Genomic DNA, 18,934 nt, shown 5'->3' with positions numbered 1-18,934 from the left:
GGCGCGCGTCATTGCGCGACCGACCGGTCTTGGGTGTCGGCTCAGGCCACACCCAAAGAAACACCCAAAGCGGCTTCGGCCGCTTTTTCGTTTGGCTCGCCTGCATCGCGCAGGCGTTCGTGCTACAAAGCGGGATGCCGCGCCGGCCCGCTCGTTCGCCGGTTGCGTTTTGCGCGTCTTTCGCTGCGCCCTGCCGTGCGTCCAACCAGGCGCACCGCTTCCGACCCGCTTCATGAAAAAAGGCTTCTACACAATCATCGCGGCGCAGTTCGTTTCGTCGCTCGCGGACAATGCCCTGCTGATCGCCGCCATCGCGCTACTCTCCGTGATTCGCTCGGCCGCCTGGGTCACCCCGCTGCTGCAGATTTTCTTCACCGTCTCCTACGTGTTGCTCGCGCCGTTCGTCGGCGCCTTCGCCGACGCCATGCAGAAGCGGCACGTAATGTTCGTCTCCAACGCGTTGAAGGCGAGCGGCTGCCTGATGATGATCGCGGGCGTGCATCCGATGATCGCCTACGGCGTGGTCGGCTTCGGCGCGGCCGCGTATTCGCCCGCCAAATACGGCATCCTCACCGAGTTGCTGCCCGCCGACAAACTCGTCAAGGCGAACGCGTGGCTCGAATCGGCGACTGTGCTGTCGACCATTGTCGGCACGATGGTCGGCGGCGCGTTGATCAGTACGGTCGCCGATAAATTCGTCGCGCATGCGCATTGGCCGCTGATCCGCTCGTCCGCCGATCTGGCGATGTTCGCGACCATGGTCACGTACGCGATCGCCGCCGCGATCAATATTTTCATTCCCGACACCGGCGCGCGTTATCCGAACCGCCTCGCCGAGCCGAAGAAGCTGGTCGGCGATTTCTATCACTGCTTCAACGTGCTCTGGGCCGACAAGCTCGCGCAGATCGCGCTGTGGGTCACAACCTTGATGTGGGGCGGCGCGGTGACGCTGCAATTGCTGGTGCTCAAATGGGCCAACGTGAATCTCGGGCTGTCGCTGTCGAAGGCGGCGGTGATGCAGGGCGTCACCGGGCTCGGCATCGCGGTCGGCGCGGCGGCCGCGGCGGCGCTGATTCCATTGCGCAAATCGTTGCGCGTGCTGCCGGTGGGGATTCTCACCGGCGCGGTGGCGATCGCGGTGGCGTTCTACAACAAGGATCTGTTCCCGGCGGGCTCGGGCATTCGGATCGGCACATACGTGCTGCCGTTTTACATTCTGTTCGCTTATCCGCTGATGATCCTGCTCGGCGCGTTGTCGGGCTTTTTCATCGTGCCGATGAACGCGATTCTGCAGCATCGCGGCGCGACTTTGTTGTCCGCTGGGCACTCGATCGCGGTGCAGAATTTCAATCAGAATCTGGCCGTGCTGCTGATGCTTGGGGTCTATGCATTGCTGCTGACCGCGAAGCTGCCGGCGCAGTGGATCATTGTGGTGTTCGGCAGCTTCATCACGTTCATGATGTGGCTCGCGAAACGGCGCAGCGCGGTGAATGAGCGCAAGGTGGATATGCGGGTGATGGTGGAGGAGTGAGGGCGGTGCGCGGGCGCGGGTGAATCGCGATCGACGCCCGCTAGACGCCGGTTAAAAACCGGTTAAGGCCTCGTCCAGCAGCGAGAGCGTTTGAAGCGCCCCGCTCGCAAAACCGACTCCACGATGCGGAGCGATGCCCGGATCTTTGGGATTGATGCGGATGACGCGGGCGCCCACCCGCTCACTGAAATTCCGAACAGTCGGGATAGTCTTGCCCGCGCCGATCTCCACGACGACAGGCCGTTCTACGGACGCAAGCCAAACATTCAGTCGCGCCTCTTGCGCCTCGGTGCGCAGCGCAATCCAGTCAAAGTCGCCGAACATCAGGATGTTCGGTCGCGCAACGGCGCCGCAATGCGGACAGGTCGGAAGTTCACTGAGTAAGCGGCACTCGACTTCGTCCACAACCGGCTCGAACGCCGCCGCCGACCAGATGGCGTCGGTGCAGACTTCCGAGCATTGCATCATGTGGATAGAGCCGTGGCATTCCGCTAGGACATCGGCGGAGAATCCTGCTTTCTGAAACTGACCGTCAACATTGCTGGTGAAAACAGTGGCGTGTTTCGGCATATTTTCGGCCCAACGGCGAAGCATCTGAAAACCGTGGTGAGGCACGGTTCGCCGGTAGAGTTGGAGCCGGTGGCCATAAAAGCCCCAGGATAAATTCGGCGCCTTGACGAGCGTGCGTGGATTCGCCATGTCCTGGAACGTCAGTTGATGCTGGCGCAACGCAGGATAAGACCGCCAAAACCCTTCCGCCCCACGAAAATCCGGCAGACCTGAATCGACGCCCATGCCCGCCCCTGCCGTGATGAGCAAACCATCTGCGTCACGGAGCCACGAAACCGCCCGCTTTAATTTCTCGACTTCATTCATGGATCGGTTTTTCTGGAATCGGCGCACGCTTTAGCTTGGAGTGGAGCTTAACCGGAGCGGTGCGCTCCGGCAGTGAACATGATCCGATGCAGCGATTTATTGAGCAAGGGTGTCAAATTCACCGTGCCCGCGAATGGCTTAATTGCGGTCGTATGCTGTCTTATGCGGACGGGATGCGCGGGTGAAGCGGGACTCGTTGAGCCGGCGCGGGTCACCAATACGCCGCGCCAGGCTGTCGCGCGCGATTGACTGCGCGGATTAGCCATCCGGCCAGGGTCCGTTCGCCCCATCGGCGGGTTAAACTCACGCCCTGAACAGCTAACGCAAAAAGACACCACGGATGGGTATTCAAAGCGCAGCGGCCAGCGAGGTCGCACAACATACGCCGATGATGCAGCAGTTCAGGAACTAGGCCCGGCGCGGGTTTGCTGGCAGCGAAAACACCAATCAACGCAAAAATCGACGCAGCGCGCCCCGAACCGGCGACGCGAGAAAACCACGGTACGCAAAGGGAATTCTGTTGACCGAGTCCCACAGTGGGACTACCATGGTCACATGAACATCGTATCCAAACAGACCTATCTTCGCGCCTGCGAGGACTACCCTGCGGCAGCCGGGTTTCTGAAGGCATGGTATGACGACGCGCTGGCGGCGAAGTGGTCGAGCCCGCAGGATGTGAAGAACCGGTACGCGAACGCGAGCATCATCGCGAACAACCGCGTCGTCTTCAACATCAAGGGCAATGACTACCGGCTTATCACAGGGATTAACTACAGCTTTCAGGCCGTTTACATCAAGTTCTTCGGAACGCATGCCGAATACAACGAGGTGGACGCGGCCACCGTCGAACTGAGGAGGAAATGACATGGACATCCGCCCCATTCACACGCAAGAAGATTACGACGCGGCGCTAGATGATTTGTCCGCTCTGTTCGACGTTGGCCCGGATGCAGGGACGCCCGATGGCGACCGCATGGAAGTCTTGCTCGCGCTCGTCAGCGCATACGAGGACAAGCACTTTCATATCCCGCCGCCAGACCCTATCGACGCCATCAAATTCCGCATGGAAGCCCAGGGCTTGACCGCGGCAGACCTAGTCCCGTACATCGGGCCGAGGCATCGCGTCTATGAGGTTCTGAACGGCACGCGCCAGCTTACCCTTCCGATGATTCGCCGCCTGCATGAGGGGCTTGGCATCCCGGCCACGTCGCTGATTGGTCACTCTGAAGAGGAGCGCGACGAGCACGAGGAAGCGCACGCATAGAGGGAAGCCACTAACGCAGACGTAAATAGCTTGGTGTAGGATCGCAGCGCAACAACAATGACCCGTCAGGGCGAGCCAGAGTGATCCGGCTCGCCCTTTTGCGTTCTAAGCGCTTTATTCTTCGGGGAATAGCATGGAAAAAGAAACGGCAGCAATCGTCGGCGAGTTCGTGCAGTTCGTGGCTGATTTGCGCGCACAGCAGAACGCCGGGACGGTCGGCTTCGAGGGGGACAACATCGCGGAAATCATCGGTCGGCAGGCGCAGGCCGTTGCTGAAAGCTTCCTCGGCGAAAACGCGCTCAGTCTCCTCATGCACTGCGCGAAAATGGTTCTCGGATTCTTAATCGCCGCCGAGCAATCGGCTATGCCAGTCGCGGCGAGCCAAGAGAACATCGCGCTCGTAATCACGAAGACCGCCGAAGCGTTAGAGGCATAATTCGGCGGCGGCGCAGAGGGTCGGCATATGTCGGCCCTTTTTCAGGGGAGCGGCGATGGAAAGCAATCTCGAAACAGACGGCGACGAGTCCAGTTTCTACGTGGTGGGCGACGAACAGAACGGGGACGGCATGCCCGCTATAGGGGCCGGGGGAACGCTGGCCTACGCCGAAGACGGCACGGTCGCGATCACGCTCGGCTTTCGGGCGAGTATCGGACTGACAAGTGCAGCCACTCGCGAGACAATTGACGCCGCCGTTCTGGCGTGGGCGCAGGCGCTCGTGCAAAACGTCGGGGCCGATCTTGTGGCGCACATCGTTCGCGTCGAGAAAGAGGCGCGCGACCCGACGGCACCGATAGTCCACTGACTCACACGCGCGGATAGCTCACCAGAGCCGTCCGCGCGCCATCGGCAACACCAACATGCGCGAGCCCTTCAGCGGCCCTATTCCGCAGCCAGACCGGACTGATTCACCCACGCGGTCTCGCTCTGCACTACCCACGCCTCGCCGATCTGCTCATACGTGAACGTCTTCACGCGCACAATGGAACCGGCTTCGATGCACGTATCGGTCAGCATGTTGCCGTGCGTATCGTACGTGTACGCGTGCGGCAGTGAGGTCGGGTCGAACGTGATTCCGTCTGTGTCTTTGACGACGATGCGAGTGCTTGCGGACATGGTGATTCCTTAAATCGGTATGTTGGCTTCGCCCTTGCCGGGCGCGTGCCGCAATGTTTGCATCACGTCCACGCACAAAAGAGAAGCCCCGCGACGGCGAACCGTGCGGGGCTGAAGGACTACGTCAAGCGTGACGGGATGATCTAAGTCGCGTCACAGTTCCTATTCTCCATCACGACAGCCACCCCATCAACCGTTCATGAGCGAGCCGCTCGGCGAGCTTGAAGTGTTGGACGCGCCCGCACTCATGTTGACGCTCACGCCGGTATTGATGGTCCCCAGCAGCGAGGCGATTTGCGGCGGCGTCAGCGGCGAAAGAACGCAGTCCGTCCCGTTGATGGTCGCAAGCGCCAGCACTGCGGGCTGATTGACGTTGATGGCGGGCGGCGGCGGGGGCGTGCCGGCCACGTCCCAAAACGGATTCGATGCGAACGAACCCGGCGCGGCCAGCGCATATTGCGACTGCGGCGACGAACCCGGAACCGTTGAGGAGCAGTTTGATGCGCCGTAGAGGCCCGTATAAACCGGGAACGTCTTTGCGAGTTGAGCGAACACGTTTGAGCAAACGCACGCGGCGTCGGACATCGCGGAATAGCCAGTCATGCACCAGCCGATGTCGTTCGCATCGAGGCCCGGCAGAGCGCCCAGCGTCGCAAACACCTGCGTGCCCGCCTGCGCAATCGCCGTCGTGTAACCGATCATCGAAGCCACCTGCCCGGCGTTCGTGTTCTGGAATGCGTAAACGAACGACAGCGCCTGCGACGCGAGGCTCAGGAAGCTGTTAATGACCCCAGTGATAGCGCCAATCACCGAACTGACGACGCCGACGGCGGACTTGATGACAGCGCCGATTGTCGCGATTGCCGTGTACAGGCTATCGAGCCCAAGCGCGGTCGCGAGGCTCTGAGGGAAGCCGGGTTGCGCGGGCGGCGGCGCGTCGCCGGTCACCAACAGGCTGATATCGTAGCGCGCAATAAGTGGGCTCTGCTTCGAGCGGCGCAGCGTGAAATTCGTGGGAATCACCACGTCCACAGTCCCATCAATGCCGTCCGAAAAGATCAGTTCTACTTGAGAGGGGTCGAGCCCCTTGCTCATGGCGTCCTGACGCTTCTGGTTCCACGTCTTCATAACCAGCGTGTGCAGGTTCTGGAAAAGCGTAAGGCCGTCTTTCCCGTTGAAGCCCCGCCAGCCGGTCGTGCCGCTCAGTTGAATCTGCGTGATACCGGGTCCGAAGTCGTCCACCCATGCGCCGCCGAGAGCGTTCTGCACGGCAACGCGATTGACTTCCGTGCGCGTCAGCGATTCGGGCGGGATACCGAAGCTGTACGAGGTCGGCGGGTTCGAGCCGCCGCCGAGGCCCAGCGCAGAGCCGACGAGACTGAGCACGCCGTCGAGGCCGCTTGGTGTGGCCGCAGCCGGGGCCGTCAGGTCGTCAATCATGAACGAGATTGGGCGACTTCCCGGCGTCGTATTGGTCGGAGCTTGAAGCGCCTGAAGCGCGGACGGCAGCGTGAGCGATGTTGGCAAGCTGATAGACATTGCGAATCCTTGTTAGATCGTCGTGGCGACGGGCACCTTCGTGCCGACAACCGTTTCAGCCTGCACAACCGTCGCAATCGCGTCGCCCTGCACGGTCGCGGTCGAGCTAGTCACGCTAGAAATGCGCGAGTCAGCAGCCACGGTCTGCTTCGCATAGCGCGCAGCCATCAGGCCAGCCGTCGCCCCGTTCTTCGAGCCCAGCAAGCGGCGTCCGCGATAGCCGTACTTCGGGTGATAAATCAGTTCACCCTGGTCTGTGTCGAGCGCGTTTTCGAGCGCCTGCACGAGGTTCGCCGAGCCAGATACCGTCGCGAGGTCACCGTTTTCCGTAATCGCAAGGAAGCCATCGGCATCGAGCAGCACGTCCGTCTTGAAAACGTCGTCCACGTCGGTTGACGGCGCGGGCGTGGCGGCCGGAATCATCAGCGTCGAGCCATTCAGCACGACGCCATCCGTCACCTGAGTCGGGTCGTCCGTCAGATACGGCGGGACCAGGTTATTCATCCCGATAAGGATGGCCCAGTTTGTCGCATCGCCCATGACGCGAGCGGCGAACTCCTGAAGCGTGTCGCCGTGCTGCGTCTGGACGTAGCGGAAGCCGGTTAGCGGGGTATCGAAGATGGATGGCATAAAGTCAACGCGCGGTAGAGGTCATGGCCCGATGGTGGCATCACGTCCACGCGAGAGGGCCATGAAAAAAGCCACCCGAAGGTGGCCTCTGCGTTACGCGCCAGCGATAGGCGTGCTCGTCGGAGTGCCCGGCGATTCGGACGTGTGCTTGTGGCCCTTGCCGCTGATACCGGCTGCCACCACGTCGGTTTCACCCGTCAGCGTGCCAGAGAATGTCGCATCGCCCTGAATCTGCATCGTTGCGCCGCCGCCGCTGCCAGCAGAGCCCGTCATGCCGGATTGGAAGGCGAAGGGTCCAGTGACCGTCAGCGGCCCTTCTACGGTCGTTTGCGGGGCTTTGATGGTCACGTCGCCAGACGAGTCGAGTTCGGTTGTTCCGCCTACCGTCACCGCCGCGTTGCCCTTCGCGTTGACCGTCAGGTTGCCGTTGTGCGTCAGCGTGACATTCCCCTGCGGATCGAAGTGAAGAGTCGCAACCGGCGAGCCCGCGTTCGCAACCGTGATATTCAGGTGCGGCGCAGAGCCCTTGTTCTGCGTGATCTGCCATTGGCCGTCCCAGTCCGCGCCGGTCAGGTCTTCGTGAGCGGGACTTTGCCCCCAGCGCATGTATGAACCAGACGGATGCGAGAATTCGTGGTCACCCTGGGCGTTCGTCGTTTCGTACACGTCGGACGCGTGGCGATTCACGCGGAAGTTCGAGCGCTGGAAGGTCATCTGCGTGATTTGGGGCATCAAAAAACCGACGGCAATAGGCATCCCCTTGACGTGCGACAGCAGCGCCTGCACGTAGCGCTCAGGGGCTTGCGTCAAATCCCACTGAGACACGCCGACGGGCATGCCGATATCAGCAAGGTCCATGTGCCCCGTGTTGCTGCTGCCCGTGTGCGACATGACTTGCACATTGCCGATCCATGCGCCACTATCGGAATCGACAACGTCAATCGAGTTTCCTTCTGGATGCACCGCGACGACAACGGCGAGCGACAAACCGCTATACAGATTCATTTTTGACAGTCCTTAGAGGCTCGAAATTGCGCTGCTGATTGTCGAGAGAAGCGATGGCTTCGACGCGCCAAGCGTGGCCGGATCGGTCGGCTGCGCGCGCTCAGTGAAGAATTGCGGGACTTGCGATGTCAGGCGGTCTGAGAATCCAGTGCCCCGGTCATACTCCGCGTCGCAAAAATAGTTGCCGTACACTTCGAACGTGTGCGTGACGTTGTGTGCGTAATACAGCGACTGATTCTGCGACGGCTGCGCGCCGAATGATGCAGGCGCACCGCTATTCGCCGACCCCGAAACTGACGCACCGTTAAAGACCGCGACGTACATGCCGGGGCGAAGGTTCTCGTTACCCTTCATGCGCAGCGTGCCCGACTCGAAAACGACGTTGTCCTTATTCATTTGGATTAGCTGGCCGCGCCGCGCGTTGATCCACCCCATGAGGCTCTGCTTCACCCCCTCGCGTTCTGGACCATCCTGCATTCCGTTGCCGTTGTTCTTCTGACCCGGGCCGCCCATCGAGGTTGATGAGGTCATCTGGCGAAGGCCATAGACGGCCGGGTTGCAGTTCGGGTAACCGGCCTGATACATTTCGTTGCCAGGCGTTGCCGGCGCGAGCGCGTACACACGGTTCATTTGATCCATGTAAATATCGAACGCGGCGCACTCCACCCAAAAGTAATTGCCAATGTTCCGGTCATCGCGCTTAGATGAAATCGACGTGATATCGCCGCGATCAATGGTCAGCGTGTTCGCGACCGGATACGTCGGATTGTTCTGCTGCGCGACGGAAGAGGTCGATACCGGATTGCCGTTTGCGTCCGTGAGAATCGGCTGAATCGGCAGGCGCGATGCGATGTCCAGCAGCGGCGCGGGGCGATAGACAAGGTACGGGCCAGCGGGGCCCCACGGGCCAGCATCGCGATCCTCGATAAACATTTCGTTCCAGCCGTTCTTCGTGTCGAAGTAGTCGCGAAGGATGCTGAATGCGCTGCTTCCCGCCACCTGCCCGATGTTGATCGTCACGCTGCAATCTGGCACCTGAATGTCGAGCGTGATAGGCAGGATCATCGCCGTTTGCGGGCGACTATTCACGGCGATGGTCGCCTGAAGCTGGCTCACCTGCTGCTGCGCTTGCGCGATCTGCGCGGCGAGCGCCTGCGCCTGGCTCGCCTGGCTCGTCGTAACGCCAACGGCACCTGCCACGGCGCTAATCACGCTCGTAAGCGACGGGGCTGTGAGTTGCTGATACTGCGCTTGCAGGTCGTTGACGGTCTGCTGCGCGGTCGTCAATTGACTCTGAAGGGATGGCGTAGGCGGGCTCGTTTGCTCGGCGATTGTCGCCGCCTGAATCATCTTCTGAATGTACCCGTTGACGCTGTTATTCGGCTGCGTCGGCGCGCTTCCATCGGGATTCGCCGCGCTGAACGCGCCGATAAACTGAGTCAGGAACGTGGCGGCGTCCTGCATGTTTTGAAGCGTGCCAAAGTTGGCAAACATCGGATACGTCTGAATTAGGTTGCCTTGCGTCGGCGTGCCCGGCAGATTGGAAAGCTGCATCAGTTGCAGAATCTTCGAGTAGTCGTGGCCCGAAATTTCGAGCCCGCAATGAGGCTTACCGTCGCCGCCGCCGACGCTCTCAATGCGCTCAACATCGGTAATCCACCCCCACATTTGGATCGGGAGTTGCGCGTTCGTCTGCGCCACGCCTTGATGCTTGCCGAGTTGGCTTCCGGCATATTTGTATGCGTCGCCAGCGAAGCGAATTTCCACAATGTCGAGCGGTTCGATCATCGTGTATAGCGTGTCTTGCACCGCCGCGTCGTAGCGGTCGAGCATCGTGATCGAGAAGCCGCCAGTGCCCTCGCGAACGGATCGCTGTGTGCGGACGACAGAGCCCTCGCCGAGCCACGGCGTAATGTCGATAATGTTCGCGACCGTGCCGTTATTGGTCGGCAGTGCATAGCGGCCAGCAACGGGCGCGCTGTTGCCGCTCGCGCCACTCACGCTACTGCGGCCCACCACCTTATGCAGATAGACCTTAATGCCAGGACGCCTTTGGGATACCCTCATTTTCTCTGCTGCCTATGTCGAATTCGATAGACATAGGCTGGCATCACGTCCGACGGATCGCAGAAAGGAGAGCGCCCCAATACAAGCGGGCGCGATGGTTTAGCTGGCGGTATCGGTCGAGAACCTGAAGCGGGGCGTGGACCCTTGCGCAAGAGGCGCATGGAAGGTCTTCGTCACCTTCTGCGACTTGATGCGGCCGTCGGCGATGTTGTTGTTCGTGTGTTCGAGCACCACCGAGATATTCGCGCCAGCCCCGTTCAATCCGCCCATGTTGCCGCCGTACGATGCGGAGTAGCGCGCAGCGTCAGCGTTGGCCTTGGCGACGGCTTCAGCCTGCTTTGCCTGGTCAGCAGCAGGAATCTGCGCCATGCGGTTCGCGAGGTCGAAACGAATCGGGTTCTCCTGCGCGACGCTCGCCGGGCGCTCGTATCCTGAATTGAACGCAGTGCCAGCAACGCCCGGGGAAGCGGCGCTCCAAAACGCGCCCATGCGGCCGTACTCGCTGCCACCCTTGCGAATCTGGCTCAACATGAAATCAGTTTGGTCGATTGCCGAGCTATCGAACATGCCCGGGCGCTTATTGGCCTTAGCCCAAACGTCGTACGCCTTGCGATTCGCGCCGTTGAACTGATACAGGCCATACATCGTGTGGTCCGGGTTCCATGCGTTAGCAGTCACCGAACTTTCGCGTGCGGCGTTGCCGAGAATGCCGTCCGTCTGCGCTTCCGGCACCCCCTGAGACAGCAGGTGCGACTTCAGCGCTGCGGCGCGCGAGGTCATATCGCCGCCAAGGCCTCCAGAGCCCGCGCCCTGCGGATGCGATGCAGCGCCCATGCCAGCCGTCGCGCTCGGATCAGGGATGCTCGTATCGGGCCTTGGCGGTCCCATTTCGCCACCAATGCCCAGCATCTTCTTCGCCAGCGCTTCGAGCCAGCTTTCCATGCTGGTGATACCCGGGGCGATGCGCTGGCCGATGTTCGTTGCGATGTCATCAAGGTCTTTCGCAGCCTGGCGCATGTTCGTGCCGAGGTCGTCTGATTGACCCATGCCGCTCGCGACACGGCCAATTTCAGCCTTGAACGACGCCACATCCTGCGGATTGCCAGACTGCGCGGCCTTCTCTTTCTTGTCGAGAACATCGCGCTCGTCGTCGGTCAGGCCGCCGCGCATATCCTGATATACGGCATCAACACCCGCAAACGAATCCGTCTTCGACAGCCCCGTCAACCGCGCGAGGCTTTCAGGGTTCATGCTGTTGAGGTCAATGTGATTCTTTTTGATGTATCCCATCAGGCTATCGGTGTCGCTCGAACTCATTTTCGACAGCGCGACGGCGTCATCCATCGAGCTAAGTCCGAATGCGTTTTTGATGCCGTTCGCCAGAAGCTCTTGCTGCTGTTCTGTGCCGGTAACGCCCTTGATTCCGAGATCGGCGCGCATCTGGCGCATGAGCATGCTTGCGACGGTCGTGTTGCCGCTCATGCCGCCACCCGTAAAGCCGGCATAGTTGCTACCCTTACCGAGCCGCGAAGAAACCGTTGCGCCCAATCCGCCCTCAAGCAACCAATCCGCCTGAATCGGATCGAGGCCGCCGAATGCGCGCATAGCCAGGTTCGCGGTCGCTTCGCGGCCCATCATGCCTTGCGTGGCGGAATTCGCTTGCCCCAGGATGCCAGCCGCGTGCGATGCGGTCATGCCAGGCATGCTCTTGAGAACCGAATTGAACATATTGCCGATGCGGTCGAGGTTCGGCGCATCGGCGGTGAGGCGGTTCTGTTGCGAGCCGATACCCTGAATGATCGCGGCCACTTCGCCCGGCAGAGCCTTCCCTTGCGCGCCCTGAATGGCGTTCGCGAACTTCACAGCCAGTTCGTTGAGGCTCGCGTGCGAATCCATGCGCTGCGAGCCGGAAAGCGTATTGATGCCTTGCGAAGGGTCCATTCCGAACGCGCGAGCGAAACCTACGCCGCCAGCAGTAGCGCGACCCACTTCGTCAGCAGTGCGATACAGACCGCCGCTCGCAGCCTCTGCGGACAATTCGAGCTTGGCAAATTCAGCGCTAGATACGCCGAGCCCTTGGTTAAACTTCTCGGTACCGGCAATGAGATCGCTGAACGACACGCCGAGGTCACCCATCTGACGCTTAAGCGTGTCTGCGTCCCCGGCGCGATTGCCAGCCAGTTCAACGCCATGTGAAATGAACTGCCCGGCCATTGCGAGGCCGCCAGTAATCATGCCTACAACGCCGCCGCCCAGCATCGAGCCGATACCGCCGCCACCGCCGAATGCCCCGGCCGCGCCAGAAATGCCGCCGCCGATGATCTGGCCGATACCGCCGCCAGCAGCACCCGCAGCCGTGCCTACCGCAGTTCCAATGCTGCCTGCCGCGCCGCGCCATGCCCGCGTGCGGCGCATAGCGCTTGCAGAGTCCTCTTTCGCAGCGCGCTTCGTCGCCGATTCAGACTCGCGCATCTTCGCGCTCTCGTCGGCACGGTCTTTCCGAAGCCGGGCGGTATCATCGCGAGCCTTGCTGCGCGCATCGGCACGAGCCTGATTGTCGCGATCCCGCTGCGCTTTCTTCTGCTCGGCCGCTTCGGCAGCAGCAGTCGATAGGGCCTCGCCCGCATGATTGACCGGGTTGAAAATCGTGAAGTCGAGCGACGTGCCCTGAGTGGCCTTGCGGAACACCTTATTGCGCATGCTCTGCGCGGTCGCCGGGTTGAGGAATGCCTTGTCGAAGTCGATCTGGTGAAGAGGAAGCCCCGACTGCCCGCTCGTCTTCAGCGCGTTCCGCAATTGCGCACTGAGCGCAAGGGTCTGCTTGAACTGCTGGTTAATCATCGAGAGATCGCGAGCGATGTCCTTGACCCCAGCGGGTTCGAACTTCATCTTCTGCGCCGCAGCCGCAGCCTGCCCCATCTTGTTAAGGCTGTCCGTCACCTTTTTGATGGCTTGGTCTACGTTGCCAACTCCCGCCGAAACTCCGATCTTGATCTCCGCCATTGCCATGCTCCGAATCCGTGTTTGATAGCCTTATCGTGGCGTCACTACGAAGCGCGCGGATCAATGAAAAAAGCCCCTTTCGGGGCTCTCTTAGACGATGCTCTCACCCCACTCTTCGGGGTCGTCAGGGTCAGGCTCTGCGACGGGTTGCGCTGGCTGCTCTGAGGCTTCTGCTGGCTTCGGTGCGGGCTTCAGATACTCTTCGAGAGTCATACCCGCCGCAGCAGCCGCCGCTTCCATCTCTTCCATCTCACGCCGCGCTTCAGCTTCGTAGTCGCTTGAGGCGTTTTCGTCGTCATCATCGAATTCGACGGACGCCTTGGAATCGCGATAGTGATACGCCCACCATTCGGCTTCGATGTCTTCCGCGCTAACTTCGAGAAACAGCGGATGATTTGGCGGCAAGTTGTATCGGTCGCGATACCAAAGCTCGTAACTATTCGCTAGTTCCTTCCCCCGCGACTTCGCTTCCTTGCGCTTGTTTGGGACGAAAAGAGTCCTCCTTATTGCGCAGGGCGTTGTAGATCGCGGTGATTTTCTTTTCGCAGTCCACGTCCATCAGCGGGTCGAGGTCGTCAATGTTGAACGAATCCGGCTGCGCGACCATCAGCGTTTGCAGCGTGACGACGGCCCACGACGACATATCGGCAATGTAGCCTTCGGGCGTGTAGTTGCCTTCGGTCATCACGTTGTAGCGCGAACGAATCTTTGCCACGTCGCCCATCTTGCGGCGGGCGAAGGTGAAGCGGCCGATGTTTTCAACGTCAACAACGAAGTCGGTTGCATGTGCTGCGCGCATAATCAGTTACCTTTTACGAGAATAGAGAGGTTTTGAGCCGCCCTAGAGCGGCCCGTGAGAGTTGGTTAGGCGATCAGCTTGGCGTCAACAACCGCCGTCAACGCGCCATCTTTGAGGACACGCGACACCGACTGCACCACGCCACGCAGCGCGTTGCCGTCGCCGTCGGTCACGCCAATCGTGTCGAGCGGATCGAAAGCGCCGTCAATGCGGCAAGTACCGTCGAACGTGGTGATAAATCCGCCGTCGTACTTTTCAACGGTGTATTCGGCGTTCGGAAAAGATTGGATCGGAGCCAGTTTTTGAATGGTGAGTTGCATGGCGATCAGATACCTTTGAAGGGTTCGATGGAGCCGCGCGAGGCGGCCCGTGGATGGTTAGGCGGCTGCGTCTTGACGCGCGACGATGTTGTGCATGAGGCGCGACGGCGCATAGAACTTGTGGCACGCCGTTTTGCTACCGAACTGCGACGGCGGATTCATTGCGACGTGGACCGCGAGGCGAGCCTGAATCGCTTCGCAGAACTTGGCTTCGAGTTCGCAAATGTGGGCATCGAGTTCGCGGGCATGAATCCCGGCTTCTTCATGGCGCGCTTCCAACTCGGCGGATTGTACGGCTTGATTCGCAGCAGCCATGGCCGCATTGCGTTCGTTCAGGAGCGCCTGCGAACCGTTCAGCATGCCCTGAATATCGTTTTGATCGTCGGTCGCGAGGCGCAATTGCATCGCCCACTTTCCGGTCGGATCGCCGTTCGTCTTCGCTTCGCGAACGGCCTCTTCGATCTTTGCGCGGGCCTCTGCGGCGCGCACCAGAAGGGCGCTATTCGCCTGCGCTGCCTGGTCGAGTGCAGTGCTGGCTTCGACGTGGGCGGCGCGTGCGCGGGCCAGATTTTCGAGGGCTTGAGTGGTCATCGTAAAACTCCTATTGGTTCAGATATCGGGCTTAAACGAAGCTCGAACGGGTATCGGGAATTGCACGCACGGACAGGTGCGAGCGCACTGCGTCAAGACGCGCGTTGCGGGCCTCTTGCAGGGTGATTGCGGCGGCGCGGATCGACGCTTCGCGCTCGGCTTGCTTCGATGCCTCTGCGGCGCGCGCAGCGGCTTCCTGAGCGGCTTGCGCGGCGGCGGCGGCCTGCGCTTCAGCTTCAAGTTCGCGGACGTATTCGCGCAGCTTCGCGGTCGGGTCGCCAGCGGTGAGCGCCTTTGCGAGCGCGGCGCGCGCATCGGCGATTTTCTTGCTCAGGTCTTCTTTCGACATCGTCGCGCCCTCCTGGCGTTTCGTGTTCGGTTTGGTCGTCACGTCGATCATCCTTTCTTCGATGCCAGCCAGTCGAGCACTTCGAGGCGGCTGTATTTCTTCGTTTTGGGGTTCAGCGTGTAAGGCTTCGGGAACCCCGGTTCTTTGGTCGCGATGCGGGCCGCCGTACTTTTCGACACGGCGAGAATTTCACTCACTTCGCCGATTGAGATTAGGTCTGCCCCGCGCCCGGCCACTACTACAGCGGCATCACTCACATGCGTACCTCCGGGTTTGTTGGTCTTTCGCGTCATTCGCGTCTTGTGCTTCGATGGACTCAACTATGGCGTCACGAATTTTTCGGGCGCAAACAAAATAAATCGCGTCATTCGCACCAGTCAGCACACCTGAAAGTAGTGATTGCACCATCGGTCTATCAACAGACAGGAGCACTCATGCACCGCCCATCACCCGTCACCAGCCGCGAGGCAGACCTTAACGCCGTACCGCGCCATGCTGCATTGATGGCTAATTTGTCACCCGGCCCACTGCTGAAGTCGCAGCAGCATGCCGATGCGCTACAGCACCACCTTCGCGCGAGCGGCAACACGCACGAAGGCAGTCACGCGCCCGCCAATCCGACGGCCGTTATCCGCCGTTCGCATGGCCCCGACGAACTGCTGCGCGGCGTGCCGAAGCGCAAGCCGGTAGCGCAGGGGATGCGCCGCGTTCGCGATGAAACGGAAGACGACGCACTCGCCCGCATGAGCGACGCCCGCGAGCAGCGCGCGGACAATGCTGGCCGCTCGATGAGCAAAGCCCAAGGCAGCGCGTTCGGCGCGTTTCAGGTTATGAAGGATCGCGTGCAGAAGGGCTTCGGTTCGTTCATGAAGGCGCTTGTGAGCGACGAAGAAGCGCGCGCACGCACTCTCAGCGTGCTCAACTCGCTCTATTGCAGCAACCCGGCCGCGCTCGCGAAGTCGGTCGGCACCGAACACGGCGAGTCGTTCGAATCGCGGTACGGGACGAGCGGCCTTACGGCAGCGCAAGCCGTCGGCGTGAAGGCCGCGCCCGCAGCAGCCAAGCCGACACTCGCAAAGTCGATTGCGAAGCCATCCACGAAGCCCGTCACGATGGCGACCGTCAAAGCGCGCTTGCTTGGCTTGGCGCGGGCGGTCGGCAACGAAGAACTCGTCAAGTCGCTCGAAGCTGGCTACGGCTCGAATTCGGCCACTCTCACGGGCGGCAGCGCCATGCGCAAGCAATCCCTGTCGAAGCGTGTCGCGAGCACCACCATCGGCGGCGATCCGAAGCCGCGCTACAGCCCCGAAGACCTGCTCAAAGGCGCAGCCGCTGCCCTGCACGCGGGAGCAATCACGGGCGCTGAAGCACAGGCGATTCAGCACCACGTCAACATGACCGGGGATTGCCCGGATCATCTTCTGAAGAAGCTGACTGGCGAGACCACCGCGACGCCCACGCGCCTATTGACCCGCTCTGAGGTCGAGGCAGCGTGCGCGAAGGGCATGCAATCCGGAGCGATCAGCGGCGCAGAGGGAATCCACGTCAGCACCTGCCTGAGTCTCGGCCACGCAATCGACGGCGGCGTAATGCAGCGCCTGAAGTCCATCCACCACAGCAAGTAAAAGGAGTATCGCGTTATGACATTTGACGAATTGCGCCGCGCCGTCGGCACCTTCGAGACCGCCGAAGAACAACTCGGCAAGAGCCTTCCTACCGGCGTGCGCGGCCTGCGTTCCGTCGCGCCGAAGTATTCCGCCGAGCAAATCGAGCACGGCGCAAGCCTCGCGCTCGCCCATGGCGCTATCGACGCACAGACGGCGACGGCGATCAGTTCGGCTCTCGCGCTTGGCGGCCCGGGTTCGATTCCGCAGAACATCATCGCCGCACTCGAAGGCCGCGATTAACCGGCTCAAATTTGAGCCCGTTGAATGAGCCCCTTTCGAGGGGCTTTTTCGTTGCGTGCGCGCCACAACAAATGCCATATTCATCAAGGATTTTGTTGACTATCTCGTGGCGCAAGTTCGTGACGCGAGCCTCTATCCATTGCAACGGGATAGGCGGGCGATCATGGCGGGACTTGGCAAGGGCGGGCGCGAAAGGCAGGAACAGATTCGCCGCAGTTTTTCCGCTCCGACCGTCACGCAGACGGACCCGGCGAAGATCGTCTTCTTCGACCGCGAAGTGTATGGCCTGAAGCAGAGCGTCTTCGATTGCGAGCGCATCATCGCCACCGTCACGCGCGAGCAATGCGCGGCCTCGCACCTGCGCAATAACATTGGATCGGCCTGCTACAAGTGCCCCATCGGATCGCACTTCAGCGGCGGCGCACCAGTCGCCGAAAACATGCACACGGCCGTCAATGATTCGCTCGGCCTCGCGTGCATCCGCTGTGAGCGCACCGGGCTAACGGCCACCAGGGTAATCGGGCGTTTTCGCCTCGTAAAGCAACACACGATCTGTATTTCGTGCGCGAATCGCGAGTATGAATGCGTCAAGGGCGCGAATAGTAAGGGCGCTGCGCCGCAAAAGTGGGCGCACCTGCGGCAAGCCACGGTCACGATTGAAGACGCGGCCGGCGAGTGGCAAACGCTTGATCTTGGCCTGCGCTCTGGCCGCGCCGAGTGCGAGCGCTACGTCGAGCGCATCCATCCCGGCAGCGTCATCGTTGAAGTTTTCATTGGCGGCGTGTCCATCCCGGTCGGGGCCGTCGATCCGAGGCCGGAATACTGGCCCGCCGTATCTCGCACAACGAACGCGCCCATCGCGGCAAGCAAGCCGCGCAAGAAAAGGACGCGCGCCGTTGCGCCAGACCACCAAGCCGCAGCGAAGGCCGTTGACTGGGACGATTGGGATACGCCGCTCTACGCGAAGCCCGTAGCGAGCGATGAAAGCGACGCCGATGGCAATGGCACCGCTCGCCGCGCCGGATGGTTGCCGCCCATGTCCGAAGAGGATGACGCGGCCTATCGCGAGTCGTTCGATGAGACCGCAGAGCCGTCCGCGCCGGTTGCTGAAGCCGTCGAGCACGTCGAGACCGCGCCGGTTGCGCTCGGCAACACGTACAACGGCATGCGCCCGGATCAGTTCGCCGCTCACTTCATGCACAGCCAGCGCGACGACGCGCCGAAGGGCATCACCGAAGCCGATCTCGTTCTCGCCACCGGATGCAGCTTGACCTGCGAATACGCGCCCGTACAGGCCGACGACGAGCCGACCGATACCAGCGCACCAGACGAAGCGCCGCAGCCCGTCATCGAGCCTGCACGCAAGCCGCAGAAGCCACTCACCGGCAAGCAACTGCGCAAGCTCGAAAAGGCGCAGCGTCGCGCCGAGCGTCAGGCACCAGCACCGGCACCGGAACGCCCGACCATCGGCAAGAGCCCGCGTGCAATCGCGGTCACAGCCCGCGCCTTGGTGCAGGTCGCGTTCGAGTTAAACGGTTTCACGGCATGAAAGCTCACTTCGACTGGACCGGCCAGCGCTGGGGCTCGCTTGTCGCGACCCAATACGCCAGCAAGGCGCAGCGAAAAAGAACCGGCGCTCGCTGGCTCTTTCGCTGTGACTGCGGGCGGGCGGCAAACCTGCACATCAGGGCCGTGCGCAGGGGCGAGCACACGACATGCGGACATTGCGTGTCTGCCAACTTCACCGAGCACGACGCGGCGCAGGCCATCGCCGACCACGTCGCCAGCGGCAACGCGAAGATCATCGTGCCGCCGCCCGTTCGCTCGAAACCGTTCGCCTGGTGTTTCCCGCGCGTCATCGGCCCCGACGGCCAGCCAGTCAGCCCGGTATGGCGCGCGCACGCAGCGACGTGACTTGACTCTTTCCGCATCCATCCAC

General features: G+C 61.4%; 22 protein-coding genes. 9 read left to right on the top strand and 13 right to left on the bottom strand.

Features of this window, described 5'->3' with window-relative positions:
- Nucleotides 1–232 precede the first annotated feature (232 nt).
- A complete protein-coding gene (lplT, locus tag GGD40_RS20935; RefSeq protein WP_179744775.1) occupies nucleotides 233–1,531 on the top strand; it encodes a lysophospholipid transporter LplT in 1,299 nt (432 codons plus the stop codon).
- A gap of 51 nt (nucleotides 1,532–1,582) precedes the next feature.
- Here the strand turns inward: lplT and GGD40_RS20930 are convergent, their stop codons facing one another.
- Entirely contained in the window at nucleotides 1,583–2,407 is an 825-nt protein-coding gene (locus GGD40_RS20930) for an SIR2 family NAD-dependent protein deacylase (protein WP_179744774.1), read from the bottom strand.
- A gap of 555 nt (nucleotides 2,408–2,962) precedes the next feature.
- Here GGD40_RS20930 and GGD40_RS20925 point away from each other — a divergent pair.
- From GGD40_RS20925 to GGD40_RS20910, 4 genes are all read left to right on the top strand, one after another.
- A complete protein-coding gene (locus tag GGD40_RS20925; protein ID WP_179744773.1) occupies nucleotides 2,963–3,271 on the top strand; it encodes a type II toxin-antitoxin system HigB family toxin in 309 nt (102 codons plus the stop codon).
- A 1-nt stretch (nucleotide 3,272) separates the two neighbouring features.
- The gene (locus tag GGD40_RS20920) at nucleotides 3,273–3,671 is read left to right on the top strand and encodes a helix-turn-helix domain-containing protein (protein ID WP_179744772.1); all 399 of its coding nucleotides are present in this window, start codon (nucleotides 3,273–3,275) and stop codon (nucleotides 3,669–3,671) included.
- Between the two features lie 133 nt (nucleotides 3,672–3,804).
- Nucleotides 3,805–4,107 (top strand): hypothetical protein, encoded by a 303-nt coding sequence (locus GGD40_RS20915; RefSeq protein WP_179744771.1) that lies wholly within the window; start codon nucleotides 3,805–3,807, stop codon nucleotides 4,105–4,107.
- A gap of 55 nt (nucleotides 4,108–4,162) precedes the next feature.
- Nucleotides 4,163–4,474: a hypothetical protein gene (locus GGD40_RS20910; protein ID WP_179744770.1), complete on the top strand. Its 312-nt coding sequence runs from the start codon at nucleotides 4,163–4,165 to the stop codon at nucleotides 4,472–4,474.
- Between the two features lie 77 nt (nucleotides 4,475–4,551).
- On the opposite strand, the gene GGD40_RS20905 is transcribed toward GGD40_RS20910, so the two are convergent.
- The 12 genes from GGD40_RS20905 to GGD40_RS20850 all read right to left on the bottom strand — a co-directional run bounded on the left by GGD40_RS20905 (nucleotide 4,552) and on the right by GGD40_RS20850 (nucleotide 15,381).
- A complete protein-coding gene (locus tag GGD40_RS20905) occupies nucleotides 4,552–4,785 on the bottom strand; it encodes a hypothetical protein (protein ID WP_179744769.1) in 234 nt (77 codons plus the stop codon).
- A gap of 189 nt (nucleotides 4,786–4,974) precedes the next feature.
- Nucleotides 4,975–6,324 carry a hypothetical protein gene (locus GGD40_RS20900; protein WP_179744768.1) on the bottom strand — a complete coding sequence of 450 codons (1,350 nt, stop codon included), beginning with the start codon at nucleotides 6,322–6,324 and terminating at the stop codon, nucleotides 4,975–4,977.
- Between the two features lie 12 nt (nucleotides 6,325–6,336).
- Nucleotides 6,337–6,954 (bottom strand): contractile injection system sheath initiator, encoded by a 618-nt coding sequence (locus GGD40_RS20895; RefSeq protein ID WP_179744767.1) that lies wholly within the window; start codon nucleotides 6,952–6,954, stop codon nucleotides 6,337–6,339.
- Between the two features lie 93 nt (nucleotides 6,955–7,047).
- A complete protein-coding gene (locus tag GGD40_RS20890; protein WP_179744766.1) occupies nucleotides 7,048–7,941 on the bottom strand; it encodes a hypothetical protein in 894 nt (297 codons plus the stop codon).
- Nucleotides 7,942–7,971: 30 nt separating this feature from the next.
- Nucleotides 7,972–10,026, bottom strand: coding sequence for a hypothetical protein (locus GGD40_RS20885; RefSeq protein ID WP_179744765.1), 2,055 nt, complete (start codon nucleotides 10,024–10,026; stop codon nucleotides 7,972–7,974).
- 99 nt (nucleotides 10,027–10,125) lie between these two features.
- Nucleotides 10,126–13,029 carry a phage tail tip lysozyme gene (locus tag GGD40_RS20880; protein ID WP_179744764.1) on the bottom strand — a complete coding sequence of 968 codons (2,904 nt, stop codon included), beginning with the start codon at nucleotides 13,027–13,029 and terminating at the stop codon, nucleotides 10,126–10,128.
- Between the two features lie 90 nt (nucleotides 13,030–13,119).
- Nucleotides 13,120–13,434 (bottom strand): hypothetical protein, encoded by a 315-nt coding sequence (locus tag GGD40_RS20875; RefSeq protein WP_179744763.1) that lies wholly within the window; start codon nucleotides 13,432–13,434, stop codon nucleotides 13,120–13,122.
- A 31-nt stretch (nucleotides 13,435–13,465) separates the two neighbouring features.
- Nucleotides 13,466–13,828, bottom strand: coding sequence for a hypothetical protein (locus GGD40_RS20870; RefSeq protein WP_179744762.1), 363 nt, complete (start codon nucleotides 13,826–13,828; stop codon nucleotides 13,466–13,468).
- A 65-nt stretch (nucleotides 13,829–13,893) separates the two neighbouring features.
- A complete protein-coding gene (locus tag GGD40_RS20865) occupies nucleotides 13,894–14,148 on the bottom strand; it encodes a hypothetical protein (RefSeq protein WP_179744761.1) in 255 nt (84 codons plus the stop codon).
- Between the two features lie 57 nt (nucleotides 14,149–14,205).
- The gene (locus GGD40_RS20860) at nucleotides 14,206–14,739 is read right to left on the bottom strand and encodes a hypothetical protein (protein WP_179744760.1); all 534 of its coding nucleotides are present in this window, start codon (nucleotides 14,737–14,739) and stop codon (nucleotides 14,206–14,208) included.
- Between the two features lie 31 nt (nucleotides 14,740–14,770).
- Complete coding sequence (locus GGD40_RS20855; protein ID WP_179744759.1) at nucleotides 14,771–15,130, bottom strand: hypothetical protein; 360 nt, start codon at nucleotides 15,128–15,130, stop codon at nucleotides 14,771–14,773.
- 5 nt (nucleotides 15,131–15,135) lie between these two features.
- A complete protein-coding gene (locus GGD40_RS20850) occupies nucleotides 15,136–15,381 on the bottom strand; it encodes a helix-turn-helix transcriptional regulator (protein WP_179744758.1) in 246 nt (81 codons plus the stop codon).
- Nucleotides 15,382–15,591: 210 nt separating this feature from the next.
- On the opposite strand from GGD40_RS20850, the gene GGD40_RS20845 reads away from it, so the two are divergent.
- From GGD40_RS20845 to GGD40_RS20830, 4 genes are read left to right on the top strand one after another with little or no spacing between them, the layout of a single operon-like run.
- A complete protein-coding gene (locus GGD40_RS20845) occupies nucleotides 15,592–16,713 on the top strand; it encodes a hypothetical protein (RefSeq protein WP_179744757.1) in 1,122 nt (373 codons plus the stop codon).
- A 15-nt stretch (nucleotides 16,714–16,728) separates the two neighbouring features.
- Nucleotides 16,729–16,995 carry a hypothetical protein gene (locus GGD40_RS20840; protein WP_179744756.1) on the top strand — a complete coding sequence of 89 codons (267 nt, stop codon included), beginning with the start codon at nucleotides 16,729–16,731 and terminating at the stop codon, nucleotides 16,993–16,995.
- 55 nt (nucleotides 16,996–17,050) lie between these two features.
- Nucleotides 17,051–18,544, top strand: coding sequence for a hypothetical protein (locus GGD40_RS20835; protein WP_179744755.1), 1,494 nt, complete (start codon nucleotides 17,051–17,053; stop codon nucleotides 18,542–18,544).
- On the top strand, nucleotides 18,541–18,909 hold the full coding sequence (locus GGD40_RS20830) for a hypothetical protein (RefSeq protein ID WP_179744754.1): 369 nt from the start codon (nucleotides 18,541–18,543) through the stop codon (nucleotides 18,907–18,909). Before GGD40_RS20835 ends, GGD40_RS20830 begins: the two co-directional genes overlap by 4 nt.
- Nucleotides 18,910–18,934: the final 25 nt, after the last annotated feature.

Origin of the sequence: Paraburkholderia bryophila, assembly GCF_013409255.1 — a bacterium.
GTDB lineage: Bacteria > Pseudomonadota > Gammaproteobacteria > Burkholderiales > Burkholderiaceae > Paraburkholderia.
The sequence above is the reverse complement of the archived record's forward strand: the minus strand, read 5'-3'. Positions and strand labels throughout refer to the sequence as shown.